This window comes from Streptomyces sp. CB02923 (genome assembly GCF_001905005.1).
Taxonomy (GTDB): Bacteria; Actinomycetota; Actinomycetes; order Streptomycetales; family Streptomycetaceae; genus Streptomyces.
Genome location: NZ_LWKZ01000006.1, coordinates 35,895 through 51,114, shown reverse-complemented (window position 1 = coordinate 51,114; position 15,220 = coordinate 35,895). Strand labels below are relative to the sequence as shown.

Below are 15,220 nucleotides of genomic sequence, written 5' to 3'. Positions count from 1 at the left end.
GCCCCCGCCGGGGACCGCCCCGGCACTCCCGGCCGGGGCGAGGACCGCCGGAGCGTGTGCCGGTGACCGCCCGGAAGGTCCGCTCGCCTCGCGCATATTCGATTTCGGTTTCGCCGCTGAAGGTGCAGGGCACATCAGACGGTGAGGGAGCCCCGGGAGCGAAAGACTGAGCGAACGGAAAACGACGAAGGGACGCCGAAGCGTCCCTTGAAGATCTTGCTTAGCGGTGCCTCAAGCGGCTGGGTTCCAGCCCGTTGGCCCCGGGGGATGGGGTCAGGTGAGCGCGGGCTCCGCCTGGGGTACGTCGATGCCGTCGAGCATCGAGTCGTCGTGACGTGCGGCAGCGGACAGCATGTCGTTTTCGGCCTGCATCCGAATGAGCTCGGATTCGAGGTCCTGGACGCGCTGCTGAAGCCGTCGCATCTCGGAGAGGACTCGGGGGTCGGAGCCGCCGACGTAACCGAGAAGCGCCTTTGCCATGATGGATGGTCCTCCACACTGAGTGACCGACCGAAGCGGTGTGGGTCGTGAGGGATTCGCACCCGCGGTGCTTGTCATTATCCTGCGAGCTCAATGCCAAACAGCTAAGGTGCGCGGGGCTTCCAGAGTCTCACCAAAAGGTTTGAGGGTCAACACGATCACGCCCCGTATCCTTGGGCGCCCGGGAGCCCATGGCCGCGGCGACGCGGGACCGGCTCCCCAGAAAAGCGCCTCGGGGGCGTGGAGATCATCCTTACAGCGGCAGCCTTCCACGGGTCGGCCGAGTTGGCAACCACCAGGTCATGACTGCAGTGTGCATCTGACGGGGACACGCGAAACCGGCCCCGCGGCCGGTTCCCGGATCCCCCGCACCGCACCGGGTCAGCGGATCGCAAACCCGTCGTAACCGCCACGCGGAGTGTCCCAGATCTCACCGACCCCTTCGACCCGTCCGGGTGTGTCGCCGGTACGCAGCCATTCCAGGAGTTCCTCGCACCGCTCCCGGGGGCCCTCGGCGACGACCTGGACGCGTCCGTCTTCGAGGTTGAGGGCGAAACCGGCCAGGCCGCCGATCCGCAGGGCGTTGGCCCGGGTGAACCACCGGAAGCCGACACCTTGGACCCGGCCCCGCACCCAGGCGGTCAGGCGGACATCTTCGTTCATGTCTGCACGCTAACCGGCCAATTGCCCGTCGGGCACATCGGCCCCACACGTCATGGCGTACAGTCGCCCGGCAACGAGACTCACCCTTACGAGTGAGGCACGTTGACGCTCGTGTGGACAGAAGGAAGGCAGTGGATGGGCCGCCATCGACGCTCCGCTCCCGTATCACCCGACGCCGCCGGAATCCCCGCCGGAGCCCCGGTCCAGGCCGGAAGCCCGGCCGCCGCGCACTCCGGCCGCCACCGCGGCCCCCGCCCCGCGCACGACCGCCGTACCGCTCCGGTCCGCACCGGGCTGCTCGGCGCGTCGGCCGCTGTGGCGATGGGCGCGGTCGCCGTCGCCTCGGGTCTGCTGCCCGGCGGCAGCCAGTACGAGTGGGGCGGCAGCGGTGGCTCCGGCGAACGGGTACGCGCCGGATCGCTGCCGCACACGCAGACGCCCGACGCGGTGTCCGTGACGCCCACGGACCGCGGCACCGGCCAGGCCAGCCGCGGCGAGTCCCGCCCCGGCCTCCCGGACCGGGCCCGCCCCACGTCGTCCGCGGCCCCTTCGGCCACCCCGGTCCCCCGGCAGCCGTCCACGCCCGCGGCGGACACCGCCGCCCCCGGCCGGGACCGCACGGAGCGGCCGGACCGTACGGCCCCCGCGCCCACACCCCCGAAGAGCACGCCGACCGCCTCGGCCGCCACGCCGGGCACTCCGCCCTCGGACGCCGAGTCGCAGGTGCTGGCCCTGGTCAATAAGGAACGCTCGAAGGCCGGCTGCTCACCGGTGCGGGCCGACCGCGAACTGGGCGGCCTGGCCGGTGATTTCAGCGCCGACATGGCGCGCCGCGGCTTCTTCGACCACACCGACCCGGACGGCCGCAGCCCCTGGGACCGGGCCAAGAAGGCGGGCATAGACAACCTGGGCGGCGAGAACATAGCGCGCGGCCAGGCCGACGCCCGCGCGGTGATGGACACCTGGATGCACAGCACCGGGCACCGCGCCAACATACTCAACTGCGAATACCGGACCCTGGGCGTCGGGGCGCACTTCGGCGCGGGCGGACCGTGGTGGACACAGGACTTCGGCTTCTGAGGTTCTCGCAGGCCAGAGGCTTGCCGATCTCCTCGGGCCTGTGTCCAGGCCGCCAGTTGTAGCCTCTCACTCCACCTCCAGAAACCCCTGCATCCGTCTGGGCACTAGCTGCCAGGTCCATTCCCCTCCGGCGCTGGAGGTTCATCCGGGTTGAACGTCTGATAGAAGCCGATACAGCACATGATCAGCGACAGGAGCAGGAGAGCCACGAACAGGGTCCAAGACCACCAAGCCTCTGGAAGCGCCAGCAGCCACAACAGCGGAAAAGCGAGGACTACGACCAGGACCACAGCGCCGAGGCTGGCCCAATTCCTCCGATGCTCGACATACCTGGTCTGACGAGCAGTCACCGCAGCCACCTGACGCCTCACAAGAACCTGAAGCTGCGCGATCTCATGCTCCCAGGCGCTCGGTTCGTCAGCTTTGAGCTCACTGAGAAGCACCCGGTTCCTTTCAAGATCAGCGGTCAGCCGAGCATCTCGACGGTTCTGGATCATGCCTGTCACCAGTGGCCCCGCTGCCGCAGCGATCACCACCGCAATGCCACCCAGAATCGGAGTCAGCACCGTAGCCACGCACCTTCCCGCCCCAGCTGCTCAGGACGCCTTCCGCGTCCGCATGCGTTGCAGGCACCTTAGAGCGCGCCACTGACAGCACGGCGTGTGGACACCCTGGTGCCCCATGCTCGGAGCGCTTGGAGGGCACCTGCGGACGGCAGATGCTGGCGACTATGGACGGATTATCCGCAGGTCACAGTATTGATCGACCACGAAGGCGCAGGCCGCGACGCCATCACGCCACCACTTCGGCTTCCGGCCCGGTTCTGATCCCATCTACGCCACCGTCGGCGGCGCAGACACTTGCGCTCAGCCCTCCTCGCGTTCCGGAAGGCTGTCCCACTCCGGGCCCTCGCGGTAGAGCTCGTAGTCGTGCTCGGCGGCGATCTCCTCCGCGTGGGCGCGGCTGCGCACCGTGACCTCGTGCCGCTCGCTGACGACCTCGCCGTGTACGCCGCCTTCTTCGACCACCTCGATCGCGTGTGTCTCGTACACGACGCCGTCGGGCGCCGCCGAGCTCCAGACCAGATGCATACTCGTCGCCATCGGATCCCAACCTCCGAAGGTATGGCCCCCTGGCTACAGGGTCGCATCTCCATCCGTACGAAAGCACGCGTATGCGGGTGGGTCGGCGTGTACAGGTCTTCACGTACGGGCGGCACGCCGGGCACGGGGCGCGCGAGCCGGGCGTGCGCCATACCCGCGAGCGCCCGGTACCGGCGGGGCCGTCAGGCGGCGGCGCGGCCGGCGGTGAAGACGGCGGCCTGGTCCGCGACGCGGCGGCCGAGGTGTTCGGCGGTCGCGAGGTCGGCCTTGTGGACACCGTCGGGCCCGCGGTCGTTGTCGGTCTGGGCGGCGGCACCCAGGAAGAAACCGAGGCGGTTGAGGTCGTTCTCGGAGGCGGTGGTGGCGTTCCAGCCGGGCAGCAGGCCGAGGTTGACCCAGTGCATCCCGTGCTGGGCGGCCAGTACGGAGAAGAACTGCAGGGTGTGCAGCTTGTCGCCGCTCTTGGACGCGGAGTTGGTGAAGCCGGCCGCGAGCTTGTCCTGCCAGGCGCGGGCCGCCCAGCGCTTGGCGGTGGCCTCGGCGAAGACGTGGAAGGCGCCGGACGCGGTGCCCATGTAGGTCGGCGAGCCGAAGACGATCGCGTCGGCGGCGTCGAGGAGGCCCCACTGCTCGTCGGTGATCTCGTCGACCTTGACCAGGTGGACGGTCGCGCCCGTGTCGGCGGCGCCGGTGCGTACGGCCTCGGCGAGTACGGCGGTGTGGCCGAAGCCCGAGTGGTACGCGATGGCGACGACGGGGGCGGGGGCGGGCGTGGTCATGGGAGGGCTCCTCGGCATCGTGCCGCGCGGCGGAGTGCGGCGCGGTGCGGTAACCAAAGAAAAGCACTAACTAAAAGAAAGCGCAATGGATAAGTTAGCGCTGCGCGCGAGTAGGGTGGCCGTATGGCGAAACAGGGCGGCCCGCAGGAGGTCCCGGGGTGCGGGACGGAAGCGCGGACGGAGGAGGCGTTCGACGTCTTCGCGCGCTCGTGTCCGTCGCGCGACACCCTCAAGCACGTCACCGACCGGTGGGGCAGCCTGACGCTGGGCGCGCTGCACCAGGGCACGTTCCGCTTCAACGAGCTGCGCCGACGGGTCGACGGCGTCAGCGAGAAGATGCTGTCCCAGACCCTGCACGCCCTGGAGCGCGACGGGCTGGTGCGCCGCGAGGCCCAGCCGACCAACCCACCGCGGGTGGACTATGCCCTGACGCCGCTGGGGCGGGAGGTGGCCGAGCGTCTGCTGGGGCTCATCGGACTCCTGGAGAACCGGATGTCGGCGGTGCTGGCGGCACAGGAGCGTTACGACGCGGCGCGCGCGGAAGCCTGACCCCGGGCCCCGAGCCCCCGGGCCCGCCGCACGGAAGCCCGCCCCTGGGCCCGCCTAGAGCGGGCCTACGGGCGCGCCGAGAACAGGCCTACGGGCGCGGCGGCCGCTGGCAGCGCGGGCAGAAGTAGCTGGAGCGGTTCATCCAGGGGCGGCGGCGCATGGCCGTACCGCAGCGGCGGCACGGCTCGTCCTCGCGTCCGTACGCGTCCAGCGACCGTTCGAAGTAGCCCGACTCGCCGTTGACGTTGACGTAGAGGCTGTCGAAGCTGGTGCCGCCGACGGCGAGCGCGGCGCTCATCACGTCCCGGACGTGGCCGAGGAGTTCGGCGGTGCGGGGGCGGGTGAGGGCGGCGGTCGGCCGCTCGTAGTGCAGCCGGGAGCGCCACAGCGCCTCGTCGGCGTAGATGTTGCCGACGCCGCTGATCAGCGACTGGTCCAGCAGCGCCCGCTTGACGGTGGTCCGGCGGCGGCGCAGCGCGTCGTGGAAGGCGGCGTCGTCGAAGGCCGGGTCGAGGGGGTCGCGGGCGATGTGCGCGATGACGTCGGGGAGCCCTTCGGGGTCGCCGGGCACGGCGTCGTGCAGCGACAGCCCGCCGAAGGTGCGCTGGTCGACGAAGCGCAGCTCGGTACCGGCGTCGTCGTCGAAGGTGAAGCGGACGCGCAGGTGCTTCTCGTCGGGAGCGTCCTGCGGCTGGACCAGGAGCTGCCCGCTCATGCCCAGGTGGGCGAGGACGGAGAGGCCGTCGGTGACGGGCAGCCACAGGTACTTGCCGCGGCGCCGGGCCTCGCCGATCCGCTGCCCCCTCAGGCGCGTGGCGAAGTCGACGGCGCCCGCGGTGTGCCGGCGGACGGCCCGCGGGTGCAGGACCTCGACGGCGGAGACGGTCCGGCCCCGTACCCAGCGCTCCAGTCCGCGGCGTACGACCTCGACCTCGGGCAGCTCGGGCACGGCTCTCCTCGTCATGGGACGTCCGCCGCGGGCGGGCGGGGACGCGGTACGGATGATGCGGACCGGGCGGTACGGATGGTGCGGACGGGCGGGGCGGCGGGCTCCGTACCGCACGGTACGGCCCCGCAGAAGCACTGCCCGGCCCCGCAAAGCACTGCCCGGCCGCCCTCCCCTGTGCGGGGCGGACGGCCGGGAGTGCCGAGAGCGGATGCTCAGCCGGAGACGGGCGGCTCCCCGGCCGGGGGAACCGCGGGCTCCTCCGCCGGGGGAACCACGGGCTCCCCGGCCGGCGGCGCCTCCGCGGCCCGCTCGGCCGCTTCGTCCGCCGCCGCGCGGATCGCCCGCCAGGCGGACTCCGCCGCCTGCTGCTCGGCTTCCTTCTTGCTGCGGCCGGTGCCGGTGCCGTACGAGACACCACCGACGCGGGCAGCAGCAGTGAAGGTCTTCTCGTGGTCCGGACCGGTCTCGGTGACCATGTACTCCGGAACGCCGAGACCTTCGGTCGCGGTGAGTTCCTGGAGGCTGGTCTTCCAGTCCAGGCCGGCACCGAGGCCGGCGGACTTCTCGATGAGCGGGTCGAAGAGCCGGTGCACCAGCTCGCCCGCCGCGTCGAGGCCCTGGTCGAGATAGACCGCGCCGATCACCGCTTCAAGGGTGTCGGCCAGGATGGATGCCTTGTTCCGGCCGCCCGTGCCTTCTTCGCCCCGGCCGAGGCGGATGAAGGCGCCGAGATCGAGGCCACGGCTGACCTCGGCGAGCGCACGCGAGTTGACCACCGCGGCCCGCAGCTTGGCCAGCTGGCCTTCGGGCAGGTCGGGATGGGTGCGGTACAGCGTGTCCGTGACCACCAGGCCGAGCACCGAGTCCCCGAGGAACTCCAGCCGCTCGTTGGTGGGCAGACCGCCGTTCTCGTATGCGTACGAGCGGTGCGTCAGCGCACGCACCAGAAGGGCGGACTCGAGGTGGTACCCGAGCCGCCCTTCCAGAAGCGTGTGGGACGAGGCCGTGTCCGCCGTTGCCGTGTCGGCCCCGCGCTTGCGGGGTGACGTAGGGGCGTCTGACATAGAGCCTGTCACCAGCCGATCAGACCTCGAGGACCTGTCGCTTGTTGTAGGTGCCGCAGCTCGGGCACGCGATGTGCTGCTGCTTCGGCTCGTGGCAGCGCTCGCACGCCACCAGGGTGGGGACCGCAGCCTTCCACTGCGACCGGCGGTGGCGCGTGTTGCTGCGCGACATCTTCCGCTTCGGAACAGCCACGGCTACTTCTCCTGCTTCTCGTCGACGCCCGCTTCGGCGCCGCCCATGTTGTCCTTCTCGCCGTCCTGGTCGGTGGCGAGTCCCTGCAGTGCCGCCCAACGGATGTCGACGGCGTCGTGGTGGTGGTCCGGGTCGTCCGCGAGCCGCTCTCCGCACTGGGAGCACAGGCCCGGGCAGTCGTCCTGGCACACCGGCTGCATCGGCAGTGCGAGCACCACCGCATCACGCAGCACGGGTTCGAGGTCGAACAGGTCGTCCTCGAGGAAGAGGGTGTCCTCCTCGTCCTCGGCGTCGTCGCCGGGCTCCGCTGTGCGGGTCCTGGCATCGGCGTCGGGGTAGGAGAACATCTCCTGGAAGTCCGCCGTGAGCTCACGCTCCAGCGGCTCCAGACACCTTACGCACTCCCCCTGGACCGATGCACGGCCGGTGCCTGTGACAAGCACCCCGTCCATGACGGACTCCAGGCGGAAGTCGAGTTCCACCGGCGCGCCCACGGGCACTCCGATGACCTCGTTGCCGAGGTCCCGGGGGGCCTCGACGGTGCGGGAGAGCCGCTGCAGCGCGCCGGGACGGCGTCCCAGATCGCGCGTGTCGAACACGAGCGGGGAACGGTGGTCGAGGCGGGCGTTGATGGCTTCCTGCTTTCTCTGCTGACGTACGAGCCACCCTGTCGCCGAGCAGGCAACCGGGCAGCGCAGATCGCGGACGTACACGCGACCGAAGAGCCAGGATACTGGAACGGTCCCGATAGGCCCAATCCGCTACTGGCGCCCCTCCTCGTACTGCCGCAGCCGGTCGAGATCGATCATGCTCGTGTCGAAGAGGCTGGTCTCGTCGAGCGCGGCGGGCTGCGCCGCCTGCCCCACCGGGGCCTGCCCGGGGAGCTGGGCCTGCTGGTGCTGCTGGAGGTAGGCCGCGTTCGGGTCGTAGGGCTGCTGGTGCTGGTGCTGCTGCGCCTGCGGGTCCTGCCAGCCGTAGCCGTACGGGTCCTGCTGCGCGTACGGCGCCTGCGGGTAGCCGTAGGCGTCCTGCTGCTGGTACTCCGGGGCGGCGTAGTAGTCCTGCTGGAGCACGGGCTGCGCCTGGGGCGGCACGGTGGGCTGCGGCGGGGCCTGCGGCTGCGACGGCACGGGGTCGGCCAGCTCGGCGAGGCCGGCGAGGTACTCGGCGTCGCCCGTGTGCCCCGGGTGGCGGCCGTCGGGCTGTGCGGCCAGGTGGGCACCCAGCTCGTCCGTCGGGCGGGCGCCCTGGAGCTTGAGCCGGCCGCGGCCGACGGCCTCCAGGGTCTTGGTCAGTACGGCTTCGAAGGCGCCGAACTTGGCGTCCACGTACCGGTCGGCGCGCTCCTTGAGGGTCTGCGGGTCGGCGCTGCGCTCGGGGGCCTGGACGCCGTCCTCGTCCGCGTGGCCGTCCTCGCCGGGCGCGCGGCCGAGCAGCTTCTCGCGGCCGCGGTCGACCGAGCCGATGGTCTTGGTGAGGACGACCTCGAAGTTGGCCAGTTTGCTGTCGACGTAGTCGTCGGCCTCGGCGCGGATCTCCTCGGCCTCGCGGCGGGCCTCGGCCAGGATCCGGTCGGCCTCGGCCTGGGACTGCCGGGCGACCTCGGTGTCGGAGATCAGCGAGCCGCGGTGGGCGGTGGCGGACTCGATGATCCGCTCCGCCTCGGCACGGGCCTCCTCGACCATCTGCTCACGGCCGCCGATCAGCTCCTGGGCCTGCGCGAGCGACCCGGGCAGGGCGGCGCGCACCTCCTCCAGCATGGCGAGCAGCTCGGCGCGGTTGACCACGCACGAGGCCGACATGGGCATGGACCGGGCGCTGCCGACGGTCTGCACGATCTCGTCGAGCTTCTTCTGCACGTCCACCTTGGACTCGCCACTCTCTGGGGTCGGTACGACGGAACGGGGACGACTGTACGTCCACAGCGCCCCGCCCCGACACCTGCTGACGGGATGTCAGCCGCTCACCCGGCGCCGAGCCGCTCGGTCAGCTCTTCCAGGACGAAGGGCGGTACGAGGTGGGACACGTCGCCGCCCCAGGCCGCGACCTCCTTGACCAGGCTGGAGGAGAGGAAGCTGTAGGTGGGGCTGGTGGGGATGAAGAGGGTCTCGATGCCGGAGAGACCGTTGTTCATCTGGGCCATCTGCAGCTCGTAGTCGAAGTCGCTGACCGCCCGCAGCCCCTTGACGATGGCGGGGATGTCGCGCTGCTTGCAGAAGTCGACGAGCAGGCCGTGGAAGGACTCGACCTCGACGTTGCCGTACTCGGCGGTGGCCCGGCGGATCAGGTCGATCCGCTCGTCGACCGAGAACAGGCCCTTCTTGGCCTGATTGATCATCACGGTGACGTGGACCACGTCATAGAGCCTGGAGGCACGGGCAATGATGTCCAGGTGCCCGTTGGTGATGGGGTCGAACGACCCCGGACAGACTGCGCGGCGCAACTGAGGTTCCTCGCTCTCCGGTCCGGTCATGACGCGTTGTCGCACGTCGAAGCGGCGCGACCGTACCAAAGCGTCCCCTCGCCGTAGCGCCGGGACCGGATGGCCTCGAACCCGGCAGGCCAGGGGAACGGACCGCCTCTGGTGCTCCGCTCCACGGTGACGAGTGCTCCCCCGGCACACCAGCCCCGTCGGCGGAGTGTGAGCAGGATCTCCCCAAGATCGTCGTCGCCGACGGCGTACGGCGGGTCGAGGAAGAGCACGTCGTACGGCTCGTCCGGGGCCGCCTCCGCGGCCACCTGCTCGGCCTTGCCGGGGCGCACCTCGGCGCCCGGCAGGCCGAGGGTGCGGACGTTGTCGCGGATGGTGCGGACGGCGCGGGCGTCGGCCTCGACCAGCAGGACGTGCGCGGCGCCGCGGGACAGCGCCTCCAGGCCCACGGCGCCGGAGCCCCCGTACAGGTCGAGCACCCGGGCGCCGGACAGCGGGCCGTCCAGCGACTCCCAGGTGGAGAACAGGCCCTCGCGCGCCCGGTCGGAGGTCGGGCGGGTGCCGTTGCCGGGGGGCACGGCCAGGCGCCGGCCGCCGGCCGTGCCGGCGATCACGCGGGTCATGGGTCCTCGGTCCTTCGTGCTGCGGATGGGGCGGCCCGCCTGCGCGGACCACTCCCCCACGATATGGCGTCGGGCGGCGCGGGGCCGCGCCGCCCGGGCCGGACGCGGGTCAGCCCTTGTCCAGGTACTGCTCGCGCTCGGCGTCCAGGAGCGCCTGGAGGGCGATGCGCAGCTCCGGGTAGCCGGTCAGCTCGGGGTCGGCGGCGACCACGGAGGTGGCTTCCTCGCGGGCGGCCTCGATGACCTGCTCGTCCTCGATGACGGCGAGCATCCGCAGGGACGTACGGGCGCCGGACTGGGCCTGGCCGAGGACATCGCCCTCGCGGCGCTGCTCCAGGTCGATACGGGACAGCTCGAAGCCGTCGAGGGTGCCGGCCACCGCGGCGAGCCGGGCCCGCGCGGGGCTGGCCTCGGGCATCTCGCTGACCAGCAGGCACAGGCCCGGGGCGGCGCCGCGGCCGACGCGGCCGCGCAGCTGGTGCAGCTGGGAGACGCCGAAGCGGTCCGCGTCCATGATCACCATGGCGGTGGCGTTGGGCACGTTCACGCCGACCTCGATGACGGTGGTGGCCACCAGCGCGTCCACCTCGCCGGCGGCGAAGCGGCGCATCACCGCGTCCTTGTCGTCCGGATGCATCCGGCCGTGCAGCACCTCGACGCGCAGTCCGGCGAGCGGGCCCTTGGTGAGCTGTCCGGCGATGTCCAGGACGGCGAGCGGGGGCCGCTTGTCCTCGCCCGCCGCGGCCTCCTCCTCGCTCTTCTTCTTGGCGCCCTTGGCCTTCGGCGCGTCCTCCTCGTCGCCGATGCGGGGGCAGACCACGTACGCCTGGTGGCCGGACTCGACCTCCTCGCGCACCCGCTCCCAGGCCCGCGCGAGGAAGTGCGGCTTGTCCTTGGCGGGCACGACGTGGCTGGCGATCGGCGAGCGTCCGGCGGGAAGTTGGTCCAGTACGGAGGTCTCCAGGTCGCCGAAGACGGTCATCGCGACCGTACGGGGAATGGGGGTCGCCGTCATGACCAGCAGATGCGGCGGCTGCTTGCCCTTGCCGCGCAGCGCGTCGCGCTGCTCCACGCCGAAGCGGTGCTGCTCGTCGACCACGACCAGGCCCAGGTCGTGGAACTGCACCTTGTCCTCGATCAGCGCATGGGTGCCGATCACGACGCCGGCCTCGCCGGTGACGAGGTCCAGCAGGGCCTGGCGGCGGGCGGCGACGCCCATCGACCCGGTGAGCAGCACCACCTTCGTGCCGTGCTCGGCCCCGCCCAGCATCCCGCCCTCGGCCAGCTCGCCCATCATCTCCGTGATGGACCGGTGGTGCTGCTGGGCGAGCACCTCGGTGGGGGCGAGCATGGCCGCCTGACCGCCGGTGTCGACGACGGAGAGCATGGCGCGCAGGGCGACCATGGTGTTGTGCGTGACGGTGAAGTGGTCGGTCACGTACGCATGGCTCGGGTGCGCGACGCTGATGCACTGGACCGGTTTCCTGCCGACGTACTCGACAGCTCGAATGCCGCGTCGGAACGTGTTGTCCTTCGGACGCCCCCGCATCCGTTCCGCCTTCCGCGCCAGCCTGAACGGCGGGTACTCATCGGGCAGCGCCACGGATACGTTGAAGGCTTCTCGCTCGGGCAGGACACGCGCACGGCCGCCCAGCGAGCGCACCAGCCACGCGACATCGTCGGCGAGCCGGCGGGAAGCCGAGCAGAAGGAGACTGCCGAGCCCGTCTTCTGGACGGTGCCGTCCGTGTCCATGAGTCCTTGCAGGAGAGCCAGCCGGTCCTTGGCCGGTGCGTTCTTGTAGCCGGGGGGGACGAACTTCGTGTGCGAGGAGGCGCCCCACAGGCCCAGTCCGCGCAGGGCCTGGATCACGGGGTTGCGGCGCGTCCCGTCCTTCGAGCCCGTCGTACGAAGGGTGTGGTCGCAGTTCTCCCCCGGTACGGAGGCCGGTTCACAGGCCGGAGCCACCGCGGCGGTAACCGCCGTCAGGAGGCTGTCGTCCACGCTGGAGAACCGCAAGTCGTGCCGGAAGGAGCCGTCGCCCAGAAGGAGCCCCATCAGATACGGGTCCAGCGGACGTTCATCGCCGCTTTCGAGATCCACCACTCCCGCGGGCGCGATGTACCACTTGGACGAGCCGTCGGCCTTGAAGGTGTCGTGCCGGATCTCCCGAGTCGTCATGACCTCCGGCTGTTCGCCACGGTCCCACGCACAACTGGTCGCGACGATCCACAAGTGCTCGTCATCGCACTCGACAGCGCTCCCGTCCGACAGCACGAGGCGCCAGACATCCCGCTCCCCCTGTGGGAAGACTCCGTCCAGTACCGCGATGTCCCCGTTGGGCACGACCACCTCGTCGCCCGGAGCCATGTCGCCCATGCGGCGGAACCCCTGCGGGGTGAGCACCGAGGAATCGAGCGGCTGAGCCTTGCCCGAGCCCACCTCCCCTTGCAGCAGCCGGTGCATCGGGTGGTCCGTCGCCAGGTCGTCGAAGATCTCGCGGCTGACCTTCTGCTGGCCTTCGGTGAGGGTGAAGGGGAGCTTCGCGTCGAAGGCGTCGAGCAGGCCGTCGGGGGTCAACGGGCGGGGGGTGGCGGCGAGTTGGGTCTCGGCCATCCGGCGTCGGGCCAGGGCGACCTGGAGGACGAACGCCTCGTCCCACTTCAGGCGGGAGCGCGCGTCCTCGATGTCGGCCTTCGTGCGCGGCCGGTGGACCTTCTCCAGGGCGTCCGGGAGCGGCAGCAGGGCCCGGCCCGCGCGCAGCGCCTCCGGCAGCGGGTCGAGCGCCTCGCGCGCGCTGGGCAGCACCGCGTCGACGGCCTTGGTGATCTTCCAGGAGGCCATCTGCTGGCAGGCCGGGTAGATCGGCATGAGGCGGCCCGCGAAGGCGTCCACGGCCTCCTCGCCGGCCTCGGCGCCCTCGCCTTCCAGCAGCGCGTATTCGGGGTGGGCCAGCTGGAGCTTGCGGTTGAAGACCGAGACCTTGCCCGCGAACATCGCGCGGCGTCCGGGCAGCAGGTCCTTGTGCGGTTTGTGGATGCCCTTGCCGAAGAAGACGAGCTGGAGGCGGCCGCTGCCGTCGGTGAGGGTCACCTCCAGGCGCTGGCCGCGGCCGTTGTTGAACTTCAGCACCCGGGCGTCCGCGACCCGCGCGACGACCGTGACGTGTTCGTCCAGCGGCAGGTCGGAGAGCCGGGTCAGCTCACCGCGCTCCGCGTATCTGCGGGGGTAGTGGTGCAGCAGGTCGCCGACCGTGTGCAGACCGAGATGCTCGGCCATCACCTTGGCGGTGGTGCCACCGAGAATCTTCTTCAGGGGTTCGTCGAGCGCGGACACGCAGACCATTGCACACCACACCACTGACAACCGGTGGCACGCCCCGGGATTCCGCCGGTTCCGGTACGGCTTTCCGCGCCGCCCCTCCGGGCGCTATTCGACGCCGATGAGAAGGCGGGCGCCGCGCTGCCCGCCTTCGTAAACGACGGTGTCGACGGCCAGATAGCGCTCCCGTACGTGCCTTTCCAGGCGCTCCGCCACGGATTCGGGGAAATCCGCGCCCAGGACGAGGGTCACCATTTCCCCGCCCGCGGAAAGCATCCGGTCCAGTACGGTCGCCGCGGTCGCGGCCAGGTCCGCGCCGATCACCGCCACGTCCCCGTCGATCATTCCGAGGAAGTCCCCGGCCTGGCAGACCCCGGCCATGGTCCAGGACTGCCGTTCGGCGACGGCCAGCTCCGCGTAGCGGGTGGCGCCCGCGGCCGAGGTCATGGCCACCACGTCCTCGTCGAAGCTGCGGGCCGGCTCGTGCACGGCCAGCGCGGCGATGCCCTGGACGGCGGCACGGGTCGGGATGAGGGCGACCCGTACGCCCTCGGCACGGGCCTGCTCGGCCGCCGCGGCCGCCGTGTGCCGCAGTTCGGGGTCGTTGGGCAGCAGCATCACCTCGCGGGCGTTCGCCTGCCGGATGGCCTGCACCAGCTCGCCGCTGGCGGGCGGCTCCCCGGGGCGTACGGTCACCGCGCTCGCGCCGGCCTCGGCGCACAGTCCGGCGAGTCCGTCGCCCGGCACCACGGCCACCACGGCGCGCGCCACCGGCTCCGGCTCGCGGCGGCGGGGGCCGCCGTCCGGCGTCCCGAAGTGGGTGATGCGGATACGGTACGGGCGGCCCGCCTCGATGCCCGCCTCGACGGCGGCGCCGGCGTCGTCCACGTGGACGTGCACGTTCCACAGGCCGTCGCCGCCGACGACGACCAGGGAGTCGCCGAGGCCGTCCAGCCGGGTCCGCAGCCGGGTGACGGCGGCGTCGCCGGCCTCCAGGAGGTAGATCACTTCGAAGGCCGGTCCCTCCGGTGCCCCGCTCCCGTCGTCCCCGCACCCGTCGTCCGCGCAGCGCTCCTGCGGGGCCCGGCCGTCTCCGTCCGCCGCCGGGCGGCCGCCCGCCACCGGGACGGGAGCGTCCGGCCGGACCGTGATCGCCGCCGTCGGCACCTCCCCCGACAGCGCCCCGGCCAGCGCGCCCAGCAGGGCGACCAGGCCGCAGCCGCCCGCGTCCACGACGCCCGCCCGGCCCAGGACGGCCAGCTGTCCGGGGGTCGCCTCCAGGGCCGTACGCGCCCCTTCGTAGGCGGCCCGCGCCACCGCCGCCGGGGTCCCGTCGGCCCGCTCCGCCGCCTGCGCGGCCACGGTGGCGACGGTCAGCACCGTGCCCTCCACGGGGTGCGCCACCGCTTCGTACGTGGACTCGGCCGCCCGCCGCAGCGCCTGCTTCAGCACCGCGGCCGAGCCGGGGGCGCCGTCCGCCGCCGGGCCGCCGGGCTCCGTGGTCCCGTCTCCCAGGACCTCCGCCATGCCGCGCAGCAGCTGGGCGAGGATCGTCCCGGAATTGCCGTGCGCCCCGATCAGGGCTCCGTGCGCCATGGCCCCGACGGCGTCGGCCAGGCCCGGCGCGGTGCCCGAGGCCCCGTGTCCGTCGAAGGCGGCCTCGACCGCGCGGGCCGCGGACTCCACGGTCAGGTACAGGTTGGTGCCGGTGTCCCCGTCGGCCACGGGGTAGACGTTGATCGCGTCGATCCGCTCACGTTCGCGCCCCAGGGCCTGGAGCGCGAGGGCGCACCAGGTGCGTACCGCATCGGCGTCGAGCGGGTGCGGCACCGTTCGTCCTCCTAGGCCAGCGGCCCGTCGCGGGCTCGGCTCGGTCATGCGATCCACCGCACAGTAGTCGCGCGGGACCCGGCGGGCGGGGCGGGGGCCGGGTCGCTCATGGTAGTTTCGTTCTACGGGAGCGGTCGTTGTATGCTGCTCCGGTTGC

General features: G+C 71.8%; 16 protein-coding genes. 2 read left to right on the top strand and 14 right to left on the bottom strand.

Annotated elements, in window-relative coordinates:
- Positions 1-273: 273 nt before the first annotated feature.
- Complete coding sequence (locus A6A06_RS09900; RefSeq protein WP_030018387.1) at positions 274-480, bottom strand: hypothetical protein; 207 nt, start codon at positions 478-480, stop codon at positions 274-276.
- A gap of 381 nt (positions 481-861) precedes the next feature.
- Positions 862-1,143: an acylphosphatase gene (locus A6A06_RS09895; protein WP_073760833.1), complete on the bottom strand. Its 282-nt coding sequence runs from the start codon at positions 1,141-1,143 to the stop codon at positions 862-864.
- A gap of 135 nt (positions 1,144-1,278) precedes the next feature.
- Here A6A06_RS09895 and A6A06_RS09890 point away from each other — a divergent pair, with 135 nt between their 5' ends.
- Entirely contained in the window at positions 1,279-2,223 is a 945-nt protein-coding gene (locus A6A06_RS09890; RefSeq protein ID WP_073760832.1) for a CAP domain-containing protein, read from the top strand.
- Between the two features lie 104 nt (positions 2,224-2,327).
- Here A6A06_RS09890 and A6A06_RS09885 read toward each other — a convergent pair whose 3' ends face one another.
- The 3 genes from A6A06_RS09885 to A6A06_RS09875 form a co-directional block, all read right to left on the bottom strand.
- Entirely contained in the window at positions 2,328-2,798 is a 471-nt protein-coding gene (locus tag A6A06_RS09885) for a hypothetical protein (RefSeq protein WP_199930788.1), read from the bottom strand.
- A gap of 291 nt (positions 2,799-3,089) precedes the next feature.
- Complete coding sequence (locus A6A06_RS09880) at positions 3,090-3,326, bottom strand: hypothetical protein (protein ID WP_073760830.1); 237 nt, start codon at positions 3,324-3,326, stop codon at positions 3,090-3,092.
- A 182-nt stretch (positions 3,327-3,508) separates the two neighbouring features.
- Positions 3,509-4,105, bottom strand: a complete 597-nt coding sequence (locus A6A06_RS09875; protein ID WP_073760829.1) for a flavodoxin family protein — start codon at positions 4,103-4,105, stop codon at positions 3,509-3,511.
- A 123-nt stretch (positions 4,106-4,228) separates the two neighbouring features.
- Here A6A06_RS09875 and A6A06_RS09870 point away from each other — a divergent pair, with 123 nt between their 5' ends.
- Complete coding sequence (locus A6A06_RS09870) at positions 4,229-4,654, top strand: winged helix-turn-helix transcriptional regulator (RefSeq protein ID WP_073760828.1); 426 nt, start codon at positions 4,229-4,231, stop codon at positions 4,652-4,654.
- A gap of 88 nt (positions 4,655-4,742) precedes the next feature.
- On the opposite strand, the gene mutM is transcribed toward A6A06_RS09870, so the two are convergent.
- From mutM to A6A06_RS09825, 9 genes are all read right to left on the bottom strand, one after another.
- Complete coding sequence (gene mutM, locus A6A06_RS09865; RefSeq protein ID WP_073760827.1) at positions 4,743-5,603, bottom strand: bifunctional DNA-formamidopyrimidine glycosylase/DNA-(apurinic or apyrimidinic site) lyase; 861 nt, start codon at positions 5,601-5,603, stop codon at positions 4,743-4,745.
- 212 nt (positions 5,604-5,815) lie between these two features.
- Positions 5,816-6,667, bottom strand: a complete 852-nt coding sequence (gene rnc / locus A6A06_RS09860) for a ribonuclease III (RefSeq protein ID WP_073760826.1) — start codon at positions 6,665-6,667, stop codon at positions 5,816-5,818.
- Positions 6,668-6,686: 19 nt separating this feature from the next.
- Positions 6,687-6,860 carry a 50S ribosomal protein L32 gene (gene rpmF, locus A6A06_RS09855; RefSeq protein WP_003951102.1) on the bottom strand — a complete coding sequence of 58 codons (174 nt, stop codon included), beginning with the start codon at positions 6,858-6,860 and terminating at the stop codon, positions 6,687-6,689.
- Between the two features lie 2 nt (positions 6,861-6,862).
- Complete coding sequence (locus A6A06_RS09850) at positions 6,863-7,459, bottom strand: YceD family protein (protein WP_443333728.1); 597 nt, start codon at positions 7,457-7,459, stop codon at positions 6,863-6,865.
- Between the two features lie 162 nt (positions 7,460-7,621).
- Positions 7,622-8,725, bottom strand: coding sequence for a cell division initiation protein (locus A6A06_RS09845; RefSeq protein WP_073760825.1), 1,104 nt, complete (start codon positions 8,723-8,725; stop codon positions 7,622-7,624).
- 98 nt (positions 8,726-8,823) lie between these two features.
- Positions 8,824-9,303: a pantetheine-phosphate adenylyltransferase gene (gene coaD / locus A6A06_RS09840; protein ID WP_274535873.1), complete on the bottom strand. Its 480-nt coding sequence runs from the start codon at positions 9,301-9,303 to the stop codon at positions 8,824-8,826.
- A gap of 26 nt (positions 9,304-9,329) precedes the next feature.
- Entirely contained in the window at positions 9,330-9,914 is a 585-nt protein-coding gene (rsmD, locus tag A6A06_RS09835) for a 16S rRNA (guanine(966)-N(2))-methyltransferase RsmD (RefSeq protein ID WP_073760823.1), read from the bottom strand.
- Positions 9,915-10,023: 109 nt separating this feature from the next.
- Positions 10,024-13,257, bottom strand: coding sequence for a helicase-related protein (locus tag A6A06_RS09830; protein WP_073760822.1), 3,234 nt, complete (start codon positions 13,255-13,257; stop codon positions 10,024-10,026).
- Positions 13,258-13,341: 84 nt separating this feature from the next.
- Positions 13,342-15,063, bottom strand: a complete 1,722-nt coding sequence (locus A6A06_RS09825; RefSeq protein ID WP_073760821.1) for a DAK2 domain-containing protein — start codon at positions 15,061-15,063, stop codon at positions 13,342-13,344.
- Positions 15,064-15,220: the final 157 nt, after the last annotated feature.